21 protein-coding genes, 1 tRNA gene and 3 pseudogenes are annotated in these 21,801 nt (G+C 51.0%); 16 read left to right on the top strand and 9 right to left on the bottom strand.

Features of this window, described 5'->3' with window-relative positions; genetic code table 11:
* The first annotated feature begins 125 nt into the window (after window positions 1–125).
* Window positions 126–719 carry a hypothetical protein gene (locus tag B4967_RS04555; RefSeq protein WP_083023881.1) on the top strand — a complete coding sequence of 198 codons (594 nt, stop codon included), beginning with the start codon at window positions 126–128 and terminating at the stop codon, window positions 717–719.
* 89 nt (window positions 720–808) lie between these two features.
* On the opposite strand, the gene B4967_RS04560 is transcribed toward B4967_RS04555, so the two are convergent.
* Both B4967_RS04560 and B4967_RS04565 read right to left on the bottom strand, forming a co-directional pair.
* Window positions 809–1,783, bottom strand: a complete 975-nt coding sequence (locus tag B4967_RS04560; RefSeq protein WP_083023883.1) for a serine/threonine protein kinase — start codon at window positions 1,781–1,783, stop codon at window positions 809–811.
* A 31-nt stretch (window positions 1,784–1,814) separates the two neighbouring features.
* Window positions 1,815–2,516, bottom strand: coding sequence for a ComF family protein (locus B4967_RS04565; protein ID WP_243470317.1), 702 nt, complete (start codon window positions 2,514–2,516; stop codon window positions 1,815–1,817).
* 91 nt (window positions 2,517–2,607) lie between these two features.
* Here B4967_RS04565 and B4967_RS04570 point away from each other — a divergent pair.
* The 3 genes and pseudogenes from B4967_RS04570 (at window position 2,608) to B4967_RS04580 (ending at window position 4,510) form a co-directional block, all read left to right on the top strand.
* Window positions 2,608–2,692 (top strand) — tRNA-Leu (locus B4967_RS04570).
* Between the two features lie 160 nt (window positions 2,693–2,852).
* Window positions 2,853–3,482 (top strand): hypothetical protein, encoded by a 630-nt coding sequence (locus tag B4967_RS04575; protein WP_083023885.1) that lies wholly within the window; start codon window positions 2,853–2,855, stop codon window positions 3,480–3,482.
* Between the two features lie 36 nt (window positions 3,483–3,518).
* Window positions 3,519–4,510: pseudogene (locus B4967_RS04580) on the top strand (hypothetical protein).
* A 70-nt stretch (window positions 4,511–4,580) separates the two neighbouring features.
* On the opposite strand, the gene B4967_RS04585 reads toward B4967_RS04580, so the two are convergent.
* Window positions 4,581–5,342 carry an SDR family oxidoreductase gene (locus tag B4967_RS04585; protein WP_083023886.1) on the bottom strand — a complete coding sequence of 254 codons (762 nt, stop codon included), beginning with the start codon at window positions 5,340–5,342 and terminating at the stop codon, window positions 4,581–4,583.
* Window positions 5,343–5,540: 198 nt separating this feature from the next.
* Between B4967_RS04585 and B4967_RS04595 the strand changes: the two genes are divergently transcribed.
* From B4967_RS04595 to B4967_RS04610, 4 genes are all read left to right on the top strand, one after another.
* Entirely contained in the window at window positions 5,541–6,029 is a 489-nt protein-coding gene (locus B4967_RS04595; protein WP_083023889.1) for an FxsA family protein, read from the top strand.
* Between the two features lie 227 nt (window positions 6,030–6,256).
* Window positions 6,257–6,550, top strand: a complete 294-nt coding sequence (locus B4967_RS04600; RefSeq protein ID WP_044628009.1) for a co-chaperone GroES — start codon at window positions 6,257–6,259, stop codon at window positions 6,548–6,550.
* A 56-nt stretch (window positions 6,551–6,606) separates the two neighbouring features.
* Entirely contained in the window at window positions 6,607–8,250 is a 1,644-nt protein-coding gene (gene groL, locus B4967_RS04605) for a chaperonin GroEL (RefSeq protein WP_083023891.1), read from the top strand.
* Window positions 8,251–8,395: 145 nt separating this feature from the next.
* The gene (locus B4967_RS04610) at window positions 8,396–9,130 is read left to right on the top strand and encodes an RNA methyltransferase (RefSeq protein ID WP_083023893.1); all 735 of its coding nucleotides are present in this window, start codon (window positions 8,396–8,398) and stop codon (window positions 9,128–9,130) included.
* A gap of 90 nt (window positions 9,131–9,220) precedes the next feature.
* Here the strand turns inward: B4967_RS04610 and B4967_RS04615 are convergent, their stop codons facing one another.
* Complete coding sequence (locus B4967_RS04615; RefSeq protein WP_083023894.1) at window positions 9,221–10,567, bottom strand: Na+/H+ antiporter family protein; 1,347 nt, start codon at window positions 10,565–10,567, stop codon at window positions 9,221–9,223.
* Between the two features lie 286 nt (window positions 10,568–10,853).
* On the opposite strand from B4967_RS04615, the gene B4967_RS04620 reads away from it, so the two are divergent.
* The 4 genes from B4967_RS04620 to B4967_RS04630 all read left to right on the top strand — a co-directional run bounded on the left by B4967_RS04620 (window position 10,854) and on the right by B4967_RS04630 (window position 14,184).
* Complete coding sequence (locus B4967_RS04620; protein WP_083023896.1) at window positions 10,854–12,062, top strand: MFS transporter; 1,209 nt, start codon at window positions 10,854–10,856, stop codon at window positions 12,060–12,062.
* Between the two features lie 166 nt (window positions 12,063–12,228).
* Window positions 12,229–12,678, top strand: a complete 450-nt coding sequence (locus tag B4967_RS04625; RefSeq protein WP_083023898.1) for an ion channel — start codon at window positions 12,229–12,231, stop codon at window positions 12,676–12,678.
* A gap of 31 nt (window positions 12,679–12,709) precedes the next feature.
* The gene (locus tag B4967_RS18740; RefSeq protein WP_243470318.1) at window positions 12,710–12,865 is read left to right on the top strand and encodes a hypothetical protein; all 156 of its coding nucleotides are present in this window, start codon (window positions 12,710–12,712) and stop codon (window positions 12,863–12,865) included.
* A 32-nt stretch (window positions 12,866–12,897) separates the two neighbouring features.
* Window positions 12,898–14,184 carry a cation:proton antiporter domain-containing protein gene (locus tag B4967_RS04630; RefSeq protein WP_422821839.1) on the top strand — a complete coding sequence of 429 codons (1,287 nt, stop codon included), beginning with the start codon at window positions 12,898–12,900 and terminating at the stop codon, window positions 14,182–14,184.
* A 67-nt stretch (window positions 14,185–14,251) separates the two neighbouring features.
* On the opposite strand, the gene B4967_RS04635 is transcribed toward B4967_RS04630, so the two are convergent.
* The 3 genes from B4967_RS04635 to B4967_RS04645 are packed head-to-tail and all read right to left on the bottom strand — an operon-like array spanning window position 14,252 to window position 16,944.
* Window positions 14,252–15,184 (bottom strand): metal ABC transporter permease, encoded by a 933-nt coding sequence (locus tag B4967_RS04635; protein WP_083023900.1) that lies wholly within the window; start codon window positions 15,182–15,184, stop codon window positions 14,252–14,254.
* A gap of 12 nt (window positions 15,185–15,196) precedes the next feature.
* Complete coding sequence (locus B4967_RS04640; protein WP_083023901.1) at window positions 15,197–16,018, bottom strand: metal ABC transporter ATP-binding protein; 822 nt, start codon at window positions 16,016–16,018, stop codon at window positions 15,197–15,199.
* A gap of 5 nt (window positions 16,019–16,023) precedes the next feature.
* Window positions 16,024–16,944, bottom strand: a complete 921-nt coding sequence (locus B4967_RS04645; protein ID WP_083023903.1) for a metal ABC transporter substrate-binding protein — start codon at window positions 16,942–16,944, stop codon at window positions 16,024–16,026.
* 153 nt (window positions 16,945–17,097) lie between these two features.
* Here B4967_RS04645 and mntR point away from each other — a divergent pair.
* A pseudogene (mntR, locus tag B4967_RS04650) lies at window positions 17,098–17,573 on the top strand (manganese-binding transcriptional regulator MntR).
* Between the two features lie 105 nt (window positions 17,574–17,678).
* On the opposite strand, the gene B4967_RS04655 reads toward mntR, so the two are convergent.
* Window positions 17,679–18,332, bottom strand: a complete 654-nt coding sequence (locus B4967_RS04655) for a BON domain-containing protein (protein WP_243470319.1) — start codon at window positions 18,330–18,332, stop codon at window positions 17,679–17,681.
* 63 nt (window positions 18,333–18,395) lie between these two features.
* Window positions 18,396–18,899, bottom strand: a complete 504-nt coding sequence (locus B4967_RS04660; RefSeq protein ID WP_083023904.1) for an Hsp20/alpha crystallin family protein — start codon at window positions 18,897–18,899, stop codon at window positions 18,396–18,398.
* 430 nt (window positions 18,900–19,329) lie between these two features.
* Between B4967_RS04660 and B4967_RS18745 the strand changes: the two are divergent.
* The 3 genes and pseudogenes from B4967_RS18745 to B4967_RS04670 all read left to right on the top strand — a co-directional run.
* Window positions 19,330–19,413, top strand: a pseudogene (locus B4967_RS18745) (hypothetical protein); the annotation flags it as partial.
* A 161-nt stretch (window positions 19,414–19,574) separates the two neighbouring features.
* Window positions 19,575–21,056, top strand: coding sequence for a PHA/PHB synthase family protein (locus B4967_RS04665; RefSeq protein WP_243470320.1), 1,482 nt, complete (start codon window positions 19,575–19,577; stop codon window positions 21,054–21,056).
* A 425-nt stretch (window positions 21,057–21,481) separates the two neighbouring features.
* Window positions 21,482–21,801 (top strand): cyclic nucleotide-binding domain-containing protein (locus B4967_RS04670; protein ID WP_139794404.1); only part of this gene is annotated, 320 nt, incomplete at its 3' end.

Raw genomic sequence — 21,801 nt, forward strand, 5'->3', positions numbered from 1 at the left:
TTTAACGCACCTATGCAGGCTGTGGCAGAGTGACACGCACCCCCCTTCGGCACTAATTGAGCTGTGCTATGATAAAAGCACAATTTTCCTGCTAATAGTGCAGGGGCCACTGTTGAGAGTATGCTATGTCATTTAAATCATCGCCCTTTTGGCTAACTGCCCTGCTGGGTACTTTCTTTGTATCACCTTTGCACGCAGAAGAGTCGGCGCTGGAACTTCCCAGCGGCGCGAAAGTAGGCGTTGAAGTCGTTGAAGCTTTGAATTTTGATAGCAGCCAAACACGTTACAGCGATATTCTGCTGCATCCAAAACAAGCAAGCGGCACCACCCATTCACTGCCTGAATACTGCTTGTTAGTAGCCAATGCGCAATTAAACGGTGATCGCGTCCGTATTACTACCCAAGACGCAACCTGCATTGAAACCCACGATTCAGAAAGCGCCATCTACTCAGGCACTTTTTCAGCCAGCGCCTATGCAGAAGATGGCCAGTATGGTCTTGCCTGCGACGACGGCTCCTGCTCATTAACTCCTGGACAAACCTTCGTCTTGGCATTAGATCAAAGCGTCCGTATTGAGGCTCAAGACAATCCCTCGGCTGACATTAATGCCACCCGTCGCCAAGCCAATGGGGAAGGTGTCGGCAACCCTATTCCTGGTGAGCGTCCAGACCCTGACCAAAGCGTAGAAAACCCAGCCCCAACAGAGCAGCCTGAGTAGTCAACCTGCAAGACCCAGGCGGCCCTTCGCGAGCATCTCACTAAGGGTCGCCTTTAAAGGTACAAGATAAAACTAATCCAGCCGATGCATTAGGCCAACCATAATGGCTTATCCAGGTGCAGTAGTTGCTGCTCAAGCTGGCGAATATGCTGATCCCAATAGCCACTTTCTGCCAGCCAGGGAAATGCCCGAGGAAAGGCAGGATCATCCCACCGAGTTACCAGCCACGCCGCGTGACGTATTAAGCGGTAAGCACGCAATGGCTCAATAAGCGACATTTGCTGATGGGGAAACGGACTTGTCTCTTCATAGCCTTCTATCATCTCACTGAGTTGCGCCCGCCATAGCTGCGGATTTTCCATGGGCAGCAGCATCCATATATCTTGGATGGCGGGCGCCATCAGGCAATCATCAAAATCGACAAGCGTAAATGTCTCATCGCGGCCAAGAATATTGCCTAAATGGCAGTCTCCATGGGTACGTATCATGCTTGCAGAAGGGATATGTACTGTCTCAAGTTGGCGGCGAATCTTATCGACTGCGTTTTGATAGGTGCGGGCTTGATGATTATTGAGCCAAGAGCTTGTCACTACGCGCTGCTCGGCCTCGGTCACCCCTTCACTGAGCAATAGCGTGCCGCGATGCTGAAACGACTTTTTAGCAGCCACTTCATGAAGTTGACCCAGCACCTCACCTAAGGCAAATAGATGGGCAGGGTTATCTAACTCGGGTGCTTGCCCTATGCACTGTGGGAATAAGGCAAAGCGAAACTGCTGATACTCATGCAACGATACATCTTGGCCATTGCGCCACGGTGCCACCACCGAAACGCCCGCCTGCGTTAACTCGGTTAAAAAATCATGCTCTTCCTGAATAGCCTCATTTGACCAGCGGTTTGGCCGATAGAATTTAACGACCCAGCGACCACCGTCGTCATCACGAAACATCAGCACACGATTCTCATAGCTATTGAGAGCAAACGGTTCGCCAGCAGGCCAAATACCTATCGACTCAACGGCTGACATAACCAGATCAGGCGAAAGCGCGCTAAACGGATGCGGCATAGATGACTCCTTGGATGGGCTGCCTAGTTTATCAACTCTTCTGCAGCAGTGTACGGGCAGCGGCCCAAATATCAACGCGCTTGGCACCCTGTTCCAGCAGTACGGTCGCTAACGCATGGCCGGTGGCACCGGTTGTTACTACATCGTCGATAATAGTCACATGCGCGGGCATCTCAGTATCCACCATAAATGCACTTGCTAAGTTTTGCTGTCGCTCCCGGCGGTTTAAAGAGCGCTGAGAAGACAAATGCTTAATACAATGCGCCTGCATCACCGGTAGATCCAACCGGTCGCCTAGCCGTTCAGCCAGCCACTGCGCCTGATTGAATCCGCGCTCTTTGGCACGCCCGGGATACATAGGCACAGGGAGCAATGCGCTGGCCATCTGGCTGGGGCACCGGGATAACATCAACTCAACTAGCAGCATTCCCGCACGTGGGGAGCCATGAAACTTAAAGTCGTGCACCAAGGAAGTTATCGTATCTTGGTAGCAAAGCGACGCTGTCGTGGTGGTAAAGCTAGGTGGCTCCGTCAGACAGTGACTACACCGTTTACCAGCCACCCCCGCCAGCGGCTCGGCACACTGCTCGCAGCTATGAAGATTCCAGGGAAGCAATGCAAAGCATTCATCGCACCACCCTGCACTTGATGAGCGCCCAGTAAGGCAAAATGCACAGTAGCCGGGCAGCCCCTGCTTGAGCCACTGGTTAATGGTCACGATCCATTTCTTCACCGCTTCAAGTCCTCCTTTGCCTTCATGTTAAAAAATAGCGCTGTAAGATTTGACATTAGCGCAAATGTTGATAATATACGCCTCGTCTTCTGCGGATGTGGTGGAATTGGTAGACACGCTAGATTTAGGTTCTAGTGCCGTAAGGTGTGGGAGTTCGAGTCTCCCCATCCGCACCAATTTAAAGCGTATCATTTCAAATAATTCGGTAGCTTAATGCTAACCGAATTTTTTTGTTTCTAAATTCCCTCAAACTGCTCTAACTAGCTGACGCGCGCCAATTTTTACGCTACGTTAGCGACCTATGATCGCCGTTTAATTTGAGAAGGATCTCAACTTATGCAATGGCTTAATGACAACGCCCAGGCAATTTCAGCGATTACTAGCATCTGCACGCTATTTGTGTGGGTTTTCTACGCACAATTGCTCTATAACGGCTACGTTCGTCAACGCCGCCCTCGTATTATTGTGAATCGCGGCAAAGGTGTTGGCACTGACGCGCTATGTTTAATTAGCAATATGAGCAGTGAAGCGATCTACATCCAGCATTTGGTGGCAGTGCTCCATACCCGTGACGGTATTTATGAACTAGACGTGGTGGAGTATCAGCAGCAGAGCGGCGATGATGATGAGGCCTGTTATCGCACCCATCAAGGGCCGCTGGCGTCAGGCGATTACTTACATATTCAATCGTTTGGTGCGATTGTTCAGCAATTAACGCGCCACTGGCAGCTTGATGAGCAAACACTGCAACAACAGAAGCCAGAGCTGGAAATACGCGTCATTGCCATTTATGGCTCTGAAGATATGCCCGTTGGAGCGTCACGTCGCTTTGCTCTTGACCTAACGACGGACCCGCTTCATCAGCTAACGCCACTAAAAGTCGATACAGAGCGCATGAATAGCCGAAGAGATCGCAAACGCGTTTTGAAATGGGCTAAAGATAGCGAAATGCATAAAGTACAATAATGCAGTGCGCATAATTAAAATTTTGGGGACAGACCTATGAAACCCGTCATTGCGTTTATTTGCCTTGGCACACTTACCGCCCTCTCGTTTCAAAGTCATGCTGCTGAGGAAGATAGCGATTTACCTGACTGGGCAGAGGAGCGCGTTGAGCCCTTTCGAGCCAGCGTTGGCAACTGGGTCGACAACACCTCTCGCAACATTGATGCATTTTTTGGGGGCGGAGAGTCCGCAACCGTCAATAATGAATCCTATCTGCGCCTTGGCCAGGAAATTGACTGGATGGAAGGTGATGGCACCAGCGGCGATATTAGTGTCCGCTACCGGATCGACTTGCCTACGACAGAAGAGCGTCTACGCCTAGTCATTGAAAGCGACCCAGAAGAATCACAAGGCACGTTGGCAGATCAAGGCTCCGGCCGCCTTTATAACGACCAGCGTGACCGCAGCACCTCCACCTTTGGCCTGGATGGCTAGAGAGTCGTAATAAGCGCGAAAACTGGAGCAACCGAATTGGCGCGGGTATTCGCCTTCGCATGCCTCTGGACCCTTACGTACGCTTTACCAGTGAGCGGCTTTGGGATATTGGCGACGGCCCCTGGCAGTTAGAGTCTTTCAACCGAGTATCCTGGTTTAATAATGATGGTTACTCAGCGCGTACTACTTGGGACATGGGCCGACCGCTATCGGAAAATCGCCATCTACGCTTCATTACCACGGTTCAATGGCGCGAAGAAGAAGACACCTTAGAATATAGCGAAGTGGCTGAGTTGAATCAGCGACTAAATGACCGCAGCGCCATGCGCTACTCTGCCATTGCGATTGGTGAAAGCGCTTCTAACCCGCGCATGACCAATTATTACCTACAGACGCGCTACCGTCGCGATCTTCATAAAGGGATTCTGTTTGGAGATGTGATTCCTGAACTGCATTTCCAGCGTGAAGATAGCTACGACCCGCGCTGGGCAATGACCGTACGCCTAGAAATGTACTTTCAGCGGGCAATTCAGAGGGACTACTTTGAGTGTTAGCGCTACCTAACACAAGCCCCTAGCTGATGAGCATCAGCGCACTATATGGCCAATGCTCATCGCTTTTTGGTTAAAGCAGCAAACCACCGTCGCATTCAATAATACGCGCAGTGAAGTAGTCGTTATCAAACACAAACGCCACGCTTTGAGCAATATGGTCAGGCTCACCTAAATGCTTTAATGGAACGCTTGCGGCAATTCTTTCCAGCATGTCTGGGCGCATTGAGGCAGTCATCTCAGTCTCGATAAACCCTGGCGCCACAGTACCGGTGCGAATTCCATAGCGCTCCAGCTCTTTCCCCCACGTCACCGTTAGCGCATGTACCCCCGCCTTTGCCGCTGCGTAGTTACTTTGCCCCATATTACCCGCACGGGAAATACTAGAAATATTGACGATAACGCCTTCGTGCCCAGCCTCAACCATGTGCGTCGCCGCTTCACGCCCACATAGGAATACACCCGTTAGGTTAACGTCCAGCACACGCTGCCATGAAGCGAGCGACATGCGCTTTTCTACAACGCCGTCTTTCGCTTTAATCAACATCCCATCGTCAGTAATGCCTGCATTATTCACACAGCCACTGACAGGCCCCAAGCGCTGGGCGATATCAGCGAAGGCATGCTGAACCGATTGCTCGTCTGCCACATTAGCAACGAATGCATGGGCAGATACGCCCTCAGAACCAAGCGCAGAGACCGCGCTATCTAAAGCCTCTGCACTCATATCAATGAGGGCAATCTGAGCACCCTGCTTGCCTAACCGCTTGGCAATGGCAAACCCTAATCCACGGGCACCACCGGTAATCGCCACCACTTTTTTATCTAATTGCATCTCTTTCTCCTTAAGCAAGCGTGCTGGCAGCTAGCTAGTACCAACAACACGCACTCTTTCACCAATATTTGTGCACTGCAGCATATAAGAGCCAGTTTAAAATATCGAGCGGCCTTTGGCTTGCCAAACCACACTTGCTGCTTGTTTTTTATATTTCTGTCACCATATTCAACGATTACGCCTGTTTTGGAGTCGTCCATGCCTATTCTTCTCTTTATTTCGCTGTTCACTCTACTGGACTTTGTGCTGCTTTTTACCATCGGCAGCCAAATAGGCCTGCTAACCACGCTTTTATTAGTGCTAGGCACAGGCTTTATCGGGCTTCACCTCATTCGCAAGGAAGGCGTTTCTACTTTTGCCCGCGCACGCCAGCGCATGCAGATGGGTGAAATTCCTTCGCAAGAGCTGCTCACTGGGGCGGCATTAATTTTTGGCGGCGCCCTTCTGCTCGCCCCGGGGTTTCTATCGGATGCACTGGGCATTGCCTGCCTCATACCCAATGCGCGCCAGTTGCTGATGAAAGCGCTGACCTGGGCGGGGCTCAAAACTGCAACAGCCAAGCAACACACTTACCAGAGCGGCTCTTCAGGCTGGGAGCAGAACACTCAGCGCGACTATTCCAACACGCAAAACGGCCCAATTGAGGGAGAGTTTATTAGCGGCGACGATACACCCCGTCGGCGCTAAGTGCTTATCGCCTTTGAAAACCGCGATTATGTAATTTTTTTCTTATCCCCCCTTGAAAGGTGTTGGCTAGCCCCCACTTTTGAGTCAGCACACAGGTTCGGTGAAAGCTACGCTTTCGCCATAAACATGAAGGCAACGTGCCTTCACTTTCCGAGGGCTTAGCCCACGGAAATCACTTTAAGCTAACTGCCCCTAGGGGCTTTGACGATACTCAGGAGAACGTGAGCATGAATATCCGTCCTTTGCACGATCGCGTTGTGATCCGTCGCGTGGAAGAAGAGCAGAAAACCGCTGGCGGCATCGTGCTACCGGGTAATGCACAGGAAAAACCCACGCGTGGCGAGATCCTGGCTGTTGGTAATGGCCGCATTCTCGACAACGGCGACGTACGCCCGCTGGATGTAAAAGTTGGCGATACGGTGATTTTCAAAGACGGCTACGGCGTTGAAAAGCAAAAAATCAACGGCGAAGAAGTTCTGATCATGAGCGAAGCCGATATCCTGGCCGTCGTTGAAGGCTAATCCGCCTCGGCTACTTACTTTCACTTTTCTATTTCAATATTTAGGAAGTAACGAACATGGCAGCTAAGCAAGTTAAGTTTTCTGATGATGCTCGCAAACGTATGGCGCGCGGCGTCGACATTCTGGCAAACGCCGTAAAAGTTACGCTGGGCCCGAAAGGCCGCAACGTAGTACTGGACAAGTCGTTTGGCGCACCGACCGTGACCAAAGATGGTGTATCGGTTGCCAAAGAGATCGAACTGAAAGACAAGTTCGAAAACATGGGCGCTCAGATGGTTAAAGAAGTTGCTTCTAAAACTTCTGACGCCGCTGGTGACGGCACCACCACCGCCACCGTTCTGGCTCAAGCGATTGTCGCGGAAGGCCTGAAAGGCGTTACTGCCGGTATGAACCCGATGGATCTTAAGCGCGGTATCGACCAAGCGGTCGCTGCGGCAGTGAAAGAGATCCAGGCAATGTCTGTACCCTGCACCGACACCAAATCCATTGCCCAGGTAGGTACTATCTCTGCCAACGGCGACAAGCGCATTGGCGAAATCATCGCTGAAGCGATGGAAAAAGTCGGTAAAGAAGGCGTCATCACCGTCGATGAAGGTCGCGGCTTTGAAGACGAGCTGGAAGTGGTTGAAGGTATGCAGTTCGATCGCGGCTACCTCTCGCCCTACTTCGTCACCAATCAAGACACCATGACCGTTGAGCTGGAAGACCCTTACATCCTGCTCGTCGACAAGAAAATCTCCAACATCCGCGAACTGCTGCCGGTGCTGGAAGCTGTTGCTAAGCAAGGCAAGCCGCTAGCGATTATCGCTGAAGATATCGAAGGCGAAGCGCTGGCCACGCTGGTCGTGAACAACATGCGTGGCATCGTTAAAGTAGCCGCTGCCAAAGCACCTGGTTTCGGCGACCGTCGTAAAGCCATGCTGCAGGATATCGCTATCCTGACCAACGGCACCGTGATTTCTGAAGAAGTCGGTCTGACGCTTGAGCAAGCGAACCTGGATCACCTGGGTACCGCTAAGCGCATGACTATGTCGAAAGAAAACTCCACCATCATCGACGGTGCGGGTGCAGAAGGCGACATCGAAGCACGCGTTAACCAAATCCGCGCGCAAATCGAAGACACCTCTTCTGACTACGACAAAGAGAAGCTGCAAGAGCGCGTTGCCAAACTGGCAGGCGGTGTTGCTGTGATTCGTGTCGGTGCAGCTACCGAAGTCGAAATGAAAGAGAAGAAAGCCCGTGTTGAAGATGCGCTGCACTCAACTCGCGCTGCCGTAGAAGAAGGCGTTGTGCCTGGCGGCGGTACTGCCCTGGTACGCGTAATGGCCAAAGTACAAGGCCTGACCGGCGACAACGAAGACCAGAACCGCGGTATCAACATGGCGCTACGTGCTATGCAGGCACCGCTGCGTCAAATCGTTGCCAACGCTGGCGAAGAGCCCGCCGTCGTCATCAACCGTGTTAAAGATGAGACCGGCAACTTCGGCTACAACGCGCAAACCAGCGAATACGGCGACCTGTTCGAAATGGGCGTTCTGGACCCGGCAAAAGTAACCCGTACTGCCCTTCAGTCCGCCGGTTCTGTTGCTGGTCTGATGATCACCACTGAGTGCATGATCGCTGACGACCCGGAAGAGAAAGAAGCTGCCCCTGATATGGGTGGCATGGGCGGAATGGGTGGCATGGGCGGCATGATGTGATGCACCCATGAGCCTATCGCTCTGACGGTTAACGTCATTAAGAACCTCGCTTCGGCGGGGTTCTTTCTTTTGTATCACCTTTATGGCGCAACAAAGCGTGCTACCATCATCGCCTTTATTTGGCAGCTTTTAGGTTTAATTTCCCGTGCTTTCCAATATTCGTATCGTACTGGTGCAAACATTTCATCCGGGTAATATTGGCGCCACTGCCCGCGCCATGAAAACCATGGGGTTAACGGAACTTGTGCTGGTAAACCCGCGCACATTTCCCGATGACGAAGCTACTCGCTTAGCCGCTGGCGCAACGGATGTGCTGGAAAACGCTCGCTGTGTAAGCACGTTAGAAGAAGCCGTTAGCGACTGCGTTCAAGTCGTCGGTGCCAGCGCCCGGTTACGCAGCATGCCGCTCCCGCATTTTGATGAACCAGACGACATGGCGCGACAGGTCATTGCGAACGCCGCGCAGGCCCCTGTTGCACTGGTGTTTGGTCGGGAACGTTCGGGCTTAACCAACGATGAGATTCGCTGCTGCAGCCATCAGGTCAGCATTCCCGCCAACCCTGAGTACGGCATTCTGAACCTCTCCCAAGCGGTACAAATTCTCGCTTATGAAGTGCACCGTGCTTGGCGGAAGCGCGATACCAGCGGCTTTGAGTATCAGCGCCCATTGGAAGCCACACCGCCTAGCCGGGAACAGTTTGGCTATTTCCAGGAGCACCTTGGAAAACTCATGCAACAGAGCGGGTTCTTAACCCAGCCTCATGCCCGCACTGAAGAGCAGTTGCAAGCGCTGTTCGCTCGTGCCCAACCCAGCCGAAAAGAGCTCTCGTTACTGCGCGGCCTGCTGAGCGCTTTTGAAACTCACTTGCCAAAACAGTAGCAACACCACTCGCTAGATTGCATTAAAAAAGGGCAGCTTATCGCTGCCCTTTGCATTACTCACCACGACTGACGCGGCAGATATCGCTGATTAAAGCGACATGGCTGCCAGCCAGCCAAACGCAATCAGTGGAATGTTGTAGTGCAGGAAGGTCGGTACCACGCTGTCCCACATGTGGTCGTGCTGACCATCCACGTTCAAACCTGAGGTTGGCCCTAAAGTGGAATCCGATGCAGGAGAACCCGCATCACCTAGCGCCGCTGCGGTGCCAACCAGCACCACGGTCGCCATGGGCGAGAAGCCAAACTGCACGGCCAGCGGCACGAAAATCGCCGCGATAATGGGAATGGTAGAGAACGAAGAGCCAATGCCCAACGTAATAAACAGGCCGACCAGCAGCATCACCAACGCGGCTAAGCCACGGTTATCGCCGAACAGATCGAATGCGCCAACGACGAGCGATTCGATATCACCAGTGGCTTTCATCACCTCAGCAAAGCCAGCCGCCGAGATCATGATAAAGCCAATCAGCGCCATCATGCGCATGCCGCTGGTAAACAGGTCGTCCGCCTCGCGCCATTTGAAAATGCCGCCTAAGGAGAGCAAGCCAATACCGACCAAGCCCCCTACGATCATAGAGCCGGTATACAGCTGCAAGCCTAGTGCAGCCACAATCGCCACACCCGACATTACCAGCCCCAGCATATGAGGTTCAGCAGGTTTCTGTGTTTGTTGCGCATTTGGCGCGGCTAAATCTTGATTGGCGTACTCGCGCTGACCACGGTAGCTGAACAAAAGCGCTACCAGTAGACCAATGGCCATACCACCCACCGGAATCGCCATCGCCATGGGCACCATGCCGCGGGTAATTTCCAGCCCTAACGACTCGCCGGCACTGTTCAAGTTTGCCAGCAAGATATCGTTCAGAAAGATCGCCCCGAACCCCGCCGGTAGCAGCATATAGGGAGCGGTTAAGCCAAAGGTCAGTGCGCAGGCTACGGCACGGCGGTCTAGCTGTAGGCGGTTCATCACCGCCAACAGCGGCGGTATCAGTACGGGAATAAAAGCGATATGCACCGGAATCGCATTCTGCGAAGAAATCGCCACCAGCAATACGGCCACGAGTAGGAGCATTTTTACACGCGCTTGATGAGCGGCCGTTGCATGTTTCCCCAACATGGTAATCAATCGATTCGCCAGCATATCGGGCAGGCCGGAACGGGAGATGGCCACCGCAAAAGCCCCTAACGTTGCATACGCTAGCGCTACTTGCGCGCCACCACCGACGCCCTCATTAAACGCGCTGAGCGTATCGTCTAGAGAAAGGCCACCCACTAGCCCCCCCACTAACGCTCCGACCACCAGAGCGAAAACCACGGACACGCGAAGAAGCGACAGTGCCACCATGACGAGCACTGCAAGAATTACTGCATTCATGGAAATACCTAGAGCTATTGGAAGGTCATTAACGCCGAAGGTGGCAGATTCTAACAGATAGAGCGCTGATAATCAGGCTAAACAAAGGCTACGCCAGGTGGAAATCAGTTTGATCATGGCAGCGAGCACAGCGCTACTTTTATTAACTAGGCTTGCTGCTTTATAAGATACTGCTTAGTATCCCGGCCTTTGGTGACACTTAACGCTTGCTATGGCGAAGCTTCTAAAGCCATCAAAGCCATGCGAGAGTTAGACGCGTTAATCAACCACATAAAAGAGACGTGACATGGCACTCCAAAGACACCACACGCTGCTTCTTATTGTGCTCGCCAGCCTGGTTATTTCAACCGCCATGGGTCTACGCCATGGTTTTGGCTTGTTTCTGGAGCCCATCAGCAGCGACTTTGGCTGGGGCCGTGGCGTTTTTGCCTTCGCATTGGCTGTTCAAAACCTGATCTGGGGCTTATCCCAACCCTTTACTGGCGCGCTGGCCGACCGTTTTGGGGCGGCCAGGATTATCGTGGTAGGCGGTGCGCTTTACGTACTAGGGCTTTGCTTAATGAGCCTTGCAACCAGCTCTTTAGGAATGACCCTAAGCGCTGGCCTACTGATTGGGTTTGGTTTATCAGGCACTACCTTTTCGGTCATTTTAGGTGCCGTTGGCCGTGCGGTCGCGCCTGAAAAACGCAGTATGGCAATGGGCATCGTCAGTGCGGCAGGCTCGTTTGGTCAATTCGCTATGCTGCCCGGCACGCTAGGATTGATTGAGTGGTTAGGCTGGTCTTCTGCGCTGCTGGCCATGGGGGCGATTGCTGCGCTGATGATACCGCTAGGCGCGATGGTAAAAGACCGCCCCCGCGCCAATGCGCTGGGCGATTTAAGCCTGCGCGATGCGCTTAACGAAGCGGCTGGGCAAAAAGGGTTTTGGCTGCTTTGCCTGGGCTTTTTTGTGTGTGGCTTTCAGGTGGTGTTTATCGCGGTGCATTTGCCAGGCTATTTGTTCGATAACGGCTTAGCGGTGCAGGTAGGCACCACGGTGCTCGCTCTTGTCGGGCTATTCAATATTGTAGGTACCTATACCGCTGGCTGGATGGGCGGCATTTGGTCTAAGCCGCACCTGCTGAGCTGGCTATACTTAATTCGTGGTGTAGTGATTACCGCTTTTATCGTGCTACCGCTGACCACCACCAGCGCTTATCTGTTTGGTATTGCAATGGGGCTACTGTGGCTCTCCACTGTTCCGCTCACTAACGGTATTGTGGCCTCGGTCTTTGGTGTGCGCCACTTATCCATGCTGGGGGGAATTGTGTTCCTGTTTCATCAGCTAGGCTCCTTTATGGGGGTATGGTTGGGTGGCTATCTGTACGACATCACCGGCCATTACAATACGGTGTGGCAGATTGCTATTATCCTCTCGGTAGTCGCTGCCGCTCTTCATTGGTTTATTAGTGAGAAGCCTCTCACCCGCCCCACTGCGCCCCAGGTGACATCATGACGCCAACCACTACGTTATGGACGGCACTTAGCCTACTGTTATTCAGCGGGTTCTTATTTCTGGCTTGGTGGGGATGGCAAACACTAGATCCATCACTGCTACTGTTTGGCAGCCGGTTATGCTAAATCACTGCCCACTTCATCAACGTTTTGGGTACTAATGTAACGTGGCTATTCCCTATCCTGGACATGTAGCTGTTGTGATCACGACGTTTATTGCCGTCGTGCTTGCCGTCTTACTGCATTACGAAGCACTGTGGCTAATCTCTCGACAAATTGAGCAGTCGCACCGCCCCCATCGCCAGCGTATTCTCGTGATGGCGTTCGGCGTGCTAGCCACTCATATCGCTGAAATTTGGCTCTTTGGTTTAACGGGCTGGTGGCTCTCGGCCATAAACGGCATCGGCGCCCTGAAAGGCTATGAGAGCTTTCACCTGCTAGATTATATTTTCTTCTCTTCAGTGACTTACACCACCGTCGGCTACGGGGATATCTATGCCGTCGGACCCGTTCGGTTCCTATACGGCACGCTGGCACTGACGGGCTTCGTACTGATTACATGGTCCGCTTCTTTTACATTTATCGAAATGCAAAAACATTGGCGTATTAATAAATAGCCAGCCCAACACGTTTTGCTAAGGACACCGCATGTTTGAAGTACTTATTTTATCGTTCGCGTTTGTTTTCGGTATTGCCGCCCGCCAAGTCAATCTTCCCCCGTTAGTCGGCTTTTTAGGGCTGGGTTTGCCCTCAATGCGTTTGGCCCCAGCGTTGGCCTGCCTGACGACGCAGGCCCGCTCCTAGAGCATCTCGCCCACCTAGGTGTACTGCTGCTACTGTTCACTATTGGCTTGAAGCTAAATATTAGAAGCCTGGCCGAGCCGGTGGTATTAGGCAGCGCTTTGATTCACTTAGTCATTCCCTGCCTAGTGTTTACCTTTGGGTTCTCGGTGCTTTTTTCACTACCGTTGGATACCGCGCTACTGCTGGCCATCGCACTGTCGTTTTCCAGCACGGTGCTGGCCGCTAAAGTGCTGGAAAGCAAACGTGAGCTGCGTGCACTACACGGCCGTATTGCCATTGGCATTTTGATTATCCAAGACTTGGCTGCCCTGGCAGTGCTAAGTATGTATAGCGGCCAATCACCCAGCCTGTGGGCTTTGTTGGTATTCCTACTCCCTCTACTTCGCCCGCTTTTGTACTGGCTAATGAGCATTGCTCAGCATGACGAGCTATTAGTATTGATGGGTGCGGTGCTGGCGATTGCCGTCGGCGGCATGGGTTTTGAAGCCGTTGGATTAAGCTCTGAGGTGGGCGCTCTGGTAATGGGGTTACTACTAGCCAATCACCCTCGCGCCCAGGAGCTTTCCAAAGCGCTATGGGGGCTCAAGGAAGTACTGCTGATCAGCTTTTTCCTGCAAATTGGCATGGCAGGCTTACCGGATGCCAATGCACTGTTATTTGCCGTGGCGCTTGCCATTGTACTGCCGCTAAAGGGAGTGCTGTTTTTTGCTCTGCTGATAGCCTTCCGGTTACGCGCTAGAAACGCTTTTCTGGGCAGTTTAAGCCTCACGGCCTACAGCGAGTTTGGACTCATCGTCGCCTCAAGCATTTTAGAGGAGTGGCTGGTTCCGTTAGCCATTGCCGTGGCGCTCTCATTCGTCATAGCGGCACCCTTTAACCGCTTGGCGCATAGCCTGTTTGACCGCTGGGAAAAACATTTAACTCGCTTTGAACGCCATGCGCGCCACCCTGATGAGCACCCCGTCAACCTAGGAACGGCCACTGTACTAGTGTTGGGTATGGGGCGAACACGCAGTGCAGCTTACGATTTCTTCCGCAATAAAGGGCTAGAAGTGGTAGGTATCGATTCTGACCCCAACAAGTCAGACAACCAGCGCCATGTTTATTATGGCGATATTGAGGATGTGGGGTTTTGGCACCAGTTGGATATCCGCGGCCTCTCCGCTGTCACCTTGGCTACCCCCGAACTGGAAAGCAAGCTGATAGCAAGTCGCGAGCTGCGCAAGGCTGGCTTCACTGGCCAGCTATTGCTGGCATTCATTTTCAAGATGAAGCCGAGCCGCTGCATAGTGCCGGTGTCGATCAAACTTACCTATTGATGACCGGTGCAGGCATCGGCATTGCTGAAAAAACCTGGGAGAAACTGCAGGAAGCCTCGCAGTAGTATTAAGATGCGCCGACTTGGCGATGCCGCCAAAGGCGCATCAACACACCGTGTTTCGGTGAAAACAGTAGTGCCATAAAGAAGCAGCCGGTGGCCACTAATACGATAGTGCCGCCGGAAGCCACATCAAACGCAAACGATAGCCATAAACCCAGTACCGCAGAGCCCACCCCTACCCCGACAGAGATAAACAGCATGGTTTTGAAGCGGTCGGTGAGTAAGTGAGCCGTTGCCCCCGGCGTAATCAGCATGGCTACTACTAAGATAATGCCCACAGTTTCTAAACTGGCCACAATTGTGAGAGTGAGCAGCAGGATCAAACCGTAGTGAATGACGCCTGTGTTAAATCCCAAGGCCTGGGCTTGAGTTGGGTCGAAGGCGTAGAGCATTAGCGGCCGGAAGGCGAGCCAAACCACCAGCAGCGCTACGACGCTCGCTGCTAACGTCAGCAGAAGTGCTGACTGCTGCACCCCCAGCACATTGCCAAACAGGATATGCATTAAGTGAGTGCTAGAGGCAATTTTGCTGATCAGCACAATGCCAAGCGCAAAAGCCCCGGTAAACATAATACCCATTGCCGCATCGGATTTAATTCGAGTATGGCGCTCAATAGCACCAATCCCCAGCGACGTTAAAGCCCCGGTCACAAAGGCGCCAATAAAAAAAGGCAGCCCCAGCAAGTAGGCAATCGCTACCCCTGGTAGTACGGCATGGGAAATCGCATCCCCAAGTAGCGACCAGCGCTTTAGTACCACATAGCATGAGAGCATGCCGCAAATAGCGCCGACCATCATCGACGTGAGCAACGCCCGCTGCATAAACGCGTATTGAAAAGCATCCGAGATGCTATCAGGCAACAGGTTGACCGGCACCATGAGCGCAGCAATCAGCCCGGCCACTAGTGCACTACTAAAAGCGTCTAACGTATGTAACATGTCTGATGCCTACTATTTGGTTGCCAGCGCTGGGCTGCCAGCCACACTGACTTCGTATGCAGATTGCTCTATGGAGCTAACGGCTAGCTCCGCCAGCTTGCTATCGCTGAGCATCTCGTCAGGGGCTCCTTCTCCGCGGATAAATCGGTTAATCAGTACGACGTGATCCACATACCGGCGCGCTCCGGGCATATCGTGGGTGACCATAACAATGGTTCTTCCCGCTTCGCGCTCCCGCTTTAAAACATCCAGGATAAGCTGCTCGCTGGGCGGGTCAACGCCTGCCAACGGCTCGTCCAGCAATAGAATACTCGCCTCTTGCGCCAGCGCTCTGGCAAGCAGCACACGCTTTTTTTTCCCTCCAGAGAGTGCTCCAATGGGCCGGTCAGCAAATGCCATCATATTGACATCATCCAGCGCTTTTTCGACCGCGTGGTAATGCCGCTGCTCATGCCAGCGAGCAGGCAGTAACCGCCGCCACCAAGCATCTTGGCGCATATGCCCATAGCGAGCACTCATGACGGTTTCCCAAACCGAGATGGGGAAATCCCACTCGATTGCTTCTCGCTGGGCCATATAAGCGATACTACCCGCCTTTCTATGATGCTCAATCGCTTTGCCAAATGCATCAACCTGGCCACGCAGCGGCTTCATACTACCGGTTAAAACGTGAAACAGTGTCGATTTACCTGCGCCATTTGGCCCCACAATCGCTGTCCAGCGGCCTGCCGGTAACGAGAGATGGATATCCTCTAATACCGGCTGCCGTTGATAAGCAGCATAGAGTCCCTTTACTTCAATCGCAGCTGTGTGCATTGCTAGAGACGTATCCATAAAAATTACTCAGAAGCCAAGTAACGGCGCAGCAACGCCACATTATGGCGTTGCATAGCAAAATAGTCGGCAGCTTCACCATCAGGAGCACTCAGCGAATCGACATAGAGTGGCCCTGCCACTGGCAGCCCCGTATCACGAGCAATACTGGTCACGTGACGATCCGATATCGTGCTTTCCCAGAACAGAGCAGCAGGCTGGCGCTCCTTGATACGGTCAATGACTCGCATCAGTTGGCGCGGCGAGCCCTCTGTTTCAGCATTTGTGCCCCAAATACCGTCATGCTCAAAACGGTAGGCATCGGAAAAATAGAGGAAGGCCGCTTCACTAGAGAGCAGTATGCGGCGCTCATCTGGGATAGCTTCCAGCGATTGCTGTAGCTCTACATGAAGAGCTTGCAGCTGTGCCTCCAAGTTAGTCGCTCGCTGCTGAAGGGCATCGCCTTGGTGAGACAAACCATCTTTCAAAGCATTTGTGATAGCTTGCACGTAGGCAATGGCGGCACGCGGATCCATCCACATATGTGGATCAACATCCCCTTCCATATCGCCAGTAACGATCGACTGAGTGGGATAGCCAGAGGCTTCGGCAACGGCAACCATTGGTACATCCTCTTGCACAACCGACTCAACTTGACGCATCCACTGCTCAAGCTGGTAGCCGTTGTAGAAAACGATGTCAGCCTCCTCAAGCGCTGCAAAGTTGTCGGGGGTTAGCTCCCATTCGTGCACCTCAGCATTAATAGGCGTGAGTACCGTTACGTTGGCATCCTCACCGGCTACTTTTTTAACTAAGTCACCGAGCACAGAAAAAGTCACTGCAATATTGATGGACGGCTGCTGCAACTCCTCCGCCTGCGCGGTGGTCACAACGCTGGTCCAAGCCAATGAAGCGCTTAGTAAGGCCCACGCATACTGTTTGGGCATCCTGTTTCTCCCTCGTGCTAGGCTGGTGTTAAATACAACTGTAGCTCAACAAAAAAGCTTTGTGCAAACAGTTTAGCCTTGGCTAACAATTATCGTGAAAAATGCGCTACCATCGCCAATTAACGTTTCCACTAACCTTGATAACCTTTGCCAATGAGTGATCACGAACAGCAGCGCACCCTCTCTCCACGCGGTCAAAGCGGTGATGCACTGCCCCCCGTGGAACAGCACGCACAGCAGTATGAAACGGTGCGCAATGCACACGAAACCGAGTTGATCGAAGATTATGTCGAGCTAATTGGCGATTTAATTCGGCATCGTGGCGAGGCACGCGCCGCCGATATCGCCAATCGTATGGCAGTAAGCCAAGCAACCGTATCGAAAATGATTCGTCGCTTGAATGAACTAGGATTAGTGACCAGCAAGCCCTATCGCTCGCTTTTTTTGACCGAAGAGGGTCAGAAAATGGCGGAAACGTCCCGCGCCCGCCACGACATTGTATGCACTTTTTACGGGCGCTCGGCGTAGATGACAGCACGGCAAGAATTGATGCCGAAGGGATGGAGCATCACGTCAGCGATAAGACGCTCACCATCATGCAGCGCTTCACCGAACAGCAGATTAAGTAGTCGCCCTCTCTCCCTAGCGGGGCACCCGAAGTGTAACGTCATCGAACCACGTTAAGTGATTCGATGACTAAACCGAATGTTATCGGCCTCTAGCATAGAGCGTATTCAGATCTTGATATTATCCGTCACCTTCCAGACACCAGGTGAATTCCATGCAGCCTGGTGTATGAGCTCTTTCTCTGCAAAATTGTGGGCTTTGCCACTTAGCGTGACATTATGATCATGCACATCTACTTTAATGGCATTAGCATCTTGAAGCGCTCTTCGTTTAAGTGCGGCCTCAATATTAGCCTTAACCGCCGTCGTTGTCGGCTTAGGCTTGAGAACAATCTGGTTACTAACACCGGTAACACCTGCTAAATACCGAATAGAGCTTGTAGCTAGGCGACGTTGATACTCCCAGGGCACCTCCCCTGTTAGCGTTACCCATCCATCTTCAACCATTACCTTAATCGGGTCGTTGGGAATAAATACATTCCACTCAAGCGTGTTCTTAACCGCACGTGCTATATCAGCATCAGTGCGCTGGTTCTCTCCTGGCAATTTTACGTCAATTTCCACGGCTACTCCTTTAATACCATCAACCCGCTGAGCCGCCTTCTCTGCATGCCATTTTTCAGCGTAACTATCAACATGACCCGCTAATGTTACAATGCCGTCTTTTACCTCTACGCCAATATCCGACGCTCGGACAGAGGGTTCATCGCTAAGTTCCGCAAGCACATCTTTTTGAAGTTGGCTATCTGATTTTGACATCATCAATACTCCTTTTTTTGCAGTTAATCTTTCCGTCAACTAAATGACTTTTAAATAATTTTCGATTTACTTGACCTCAAGTTTTCTCCGTAACGCCTGTTTGGATTTGGGCATGGTGATTGTCAGGATGCCATCTTTGAATTTGGCCTCTGCATGCTGTGTATCTACATCTACAGGCAAGGCAATAGTCCGAGCAAAAGCGCCTTGCCATATTTCCGAGTGATAATATTCATCTTTCTTTTCTTCGGTTTCACCAGATCGCCGCCCTTTTAACATCACAGCATGGTCGGTGATCTCAATATCGATCTCCTTACGATCAACACCAGGCATCTCAGCACGAACGACCAGCTCCTTTTCTCGGTCAATAATGTCAATCTTAGGGTTATTCTGGGCAAAAAAACCGAGCCTTTCCTTTATCACATCATCTCTAAAGAAAGGCTTTAGCCAGCTACGCTCAAAAAACCCCTCCATTAATCGATCAAATTCTTCAAGCGGATTTAGCGACCGACTGGCTGGTAATGCGCTTGACTCCTGACCCGCAACCACAGGTTTGTTGGCAGTTTTTTCCACGACTTCTCTCCTATCTACTTTCATCTGATTTCGTCAAAATCCATATCCAGCACGTTTAATCCTAGGCATCAAATAAAATGCCATTAGATGTCACTTGGATATTTATAGTGCAAACATTTTTTTTGAAAAGGTGACCAACGTAACGAAAAAGTATTAAAACGTTTAAAAATTGACCCAGAGCAACTTACCTCTCCATGCAATCAACCAAAATATTATTGCCAAATAAGAGCTTACAGGCCACTTTAAAAATCAAAAACTTAACAAAGCGACATGATACTTTTTACTTATCAGCCAAGCCGATTTCATAGAAAATTTAAAACGAAGTATCTTTTAAACATAGATCACTCAGTGGCAAAAACGGCTTCAGGATACTAAATCAAAGATAGGCAAGAGACAGGCAGCCTAACTACCTGTATGAGGTTTCATGTTGATGATTTACGACGACACTCAATACCAAAATATCGACAGGCTAGTACGTGCATCATTGGCCGGGCTAACACTCGGTATTTCCCCTACATCGGCCATGCTGACTTATTTGGACTGGCTATCTAGCCTCCAGCTTTCTCCTGGAACTCAGGCTCATCTACTACAAAAAGCAATGAAGAAACATCTTCGTTTACTGGCTTGGGCCAGCCATTCGGCTTTCGACCCCAATGCCACTCCTTGTATGAGCCTTTGCCACAGGATCGTCGTTTTCGTGATCCTGCTTGGCGCTATTTTCCCTATAACCTGCTTTATCAAGGTTTTCTTCTTCAACAGCAGTGGTGGCATAACGCTACCACCGGACTACGCGGCTTATCTCCGCATCACGAACAGGCAGTAGAATTCGGTGCTCGTCAGTGGCTTGATGTGTTCTCGCCCTCCAATTTTTTACTAACCAATCCCACTGTGCTCAAAAAGACCTTTGAAAGCGCCAGCGCCAACCTAGTTCAAGGACTACAGCATTGCTGTGAAGATATCCAGAACCACTATCTTGGCAAAAGGCCAGTGGGTGCTGAACAGTATGTGGTTGGTCAAAATATCGCCATCACGCCAGGCAAGGTGATATATCGTAATCATCTGATTGAGCTAATTCAGTACATCCCTACTACCGAAAGGGTACACGCGATGCCTATACTCATTGTGCCCGCATGGATTATGAAATATTACATCCTGGACCTGTCGCCACATAACTCGCTTGTTAAGTACTTAGTCGATCATGGCCATACGGTTTTTATAATTTCATGGCGTAACCCAACGCCAGATGATCGCGATATTGGAATGGATGACTATCGGCAACAAGGCATTCTGGCAAGCCTTGATATCATTGAACACCTATTTCCTAGTCAGAAGGTACATGCAGTAGGCTACTGTCTTGGGGGCACACTCTTGGCCATTACCGCTTCTGCAATGGCGAGAGATGGAGACAATCGTTTAGCCTCAATGACACTCTTCGCCGCGCAAACGGACTTTCGGGAAGCTGGCGAATTGATGCTATTTATTGACGAAAAGCAGCTCGCCTTCCTTGAAGATTTGATGTGGGCCCAAGGTATTCTTGATACTAAGCAAATGTCCGGCGTCTTCCAGATACTGCGCTCTAACGATTTAATCTGGTCCCGGATCGTTAACGAGTACCTGTTAGGCAAACGGCAACCCATTAACGATCTCCTCGCTTGGAACATCGACGCAACGCGTATGCCCTACCGTATGCACTCTGAATACTTGCGTCATCTTTTTTTAAATAATGATCTAGCCGAAGGTCGCCTGCGAGTAGATGGCCGTCCGGTGGCACTTAGCGATATTCAGATACCTATCTTCTGTGTCGGAACTGAGTGGGATCATGTCGCACCCTGGCGATCCACCTATAGGTTGCTTCTCATTGCAGATGCGCCTGAGATTACTTTTTTACTCACTAGTGGAGGTCATAACGCGGGTATTATTAGCCCCCCTGAACAATCGCATCGGCATTATCGGATAGCCACCGCCTGTGAAGGTGACTCCTATATTGATCCAGACACCTGGCTGGAACGCACAGTAATTAAATCAGGTTCATGGTGGGCTGCATGGCAATCATGGTTGGCAACAAGGTCAGGCTCTCTTATTAAGGCACCCGGCGTGGGTTCACAAACCTACCCACCGCTCGAAGACGCCCCTGGTAGCTATGTTAGAAAAACATAGTCACAAAAACATAGCCAGAAAAGCACAACGCCTGTATTGCTAACTCGATGAAGATGCTATGCATGCTATGCTCTTTGAGGATGGCTATCAAACAGAGCTGATCAGCATTCACAGTTACAAAGCACCATCTCTCCAGCACAATCGGCAAAGCATTAAAAAATCACTAAAAGCCAGATAATTATTCTCAGCAAATTTATCAACACAATACGCATGATAAAAGCCATTCTTAAAGACTCTATTTTGTACAACCTATAGATACCTATCCCTAATGAACCACACTTCACAAAAAGCTATAAAACAAACACCACAAGCTGCAAGCTTTTCATATAGCTAAAACTCACTGCGAAACACTATCATTAAATTTCAATTATTCTTCACACTATGCACTGTTCACTCAGGAAAAAACACAGGCAGGGGGAGGGGATATGGAAATACTAAACAAACTAGGAAGTTTAAATACACATCGAAAACATATATATGGGTCACACTCATTTTTAGAAACACAGGATTTAATCAACCTTTCTCAGCCTCTATTCACATTACGTAAAAAAAACACGTTAGCTCACCAAGGAAAACCATTTCAAGGATTATACGTTGTACAATGTGGTACATTAAAGCAAATAATTCAACATGAAAATAAAAAGGAACTAATCTCACATTTCTTTCTTCCTGGCGACATAATAGGCCTAGATGCTATTGGGGAGGGTAATTATTGTGGGTTCTTCGTCACTTCACGTGGATTTGG

This window comes from Vreelandella lionensis (genome assembly GCF_002087295.1).
GTDB lineage: Bacteria > Pseudomonadota > Gammaproteobacteria > Pseudomonadales > Halomonadaceae > Vreelandella > Vreelandella lionensis.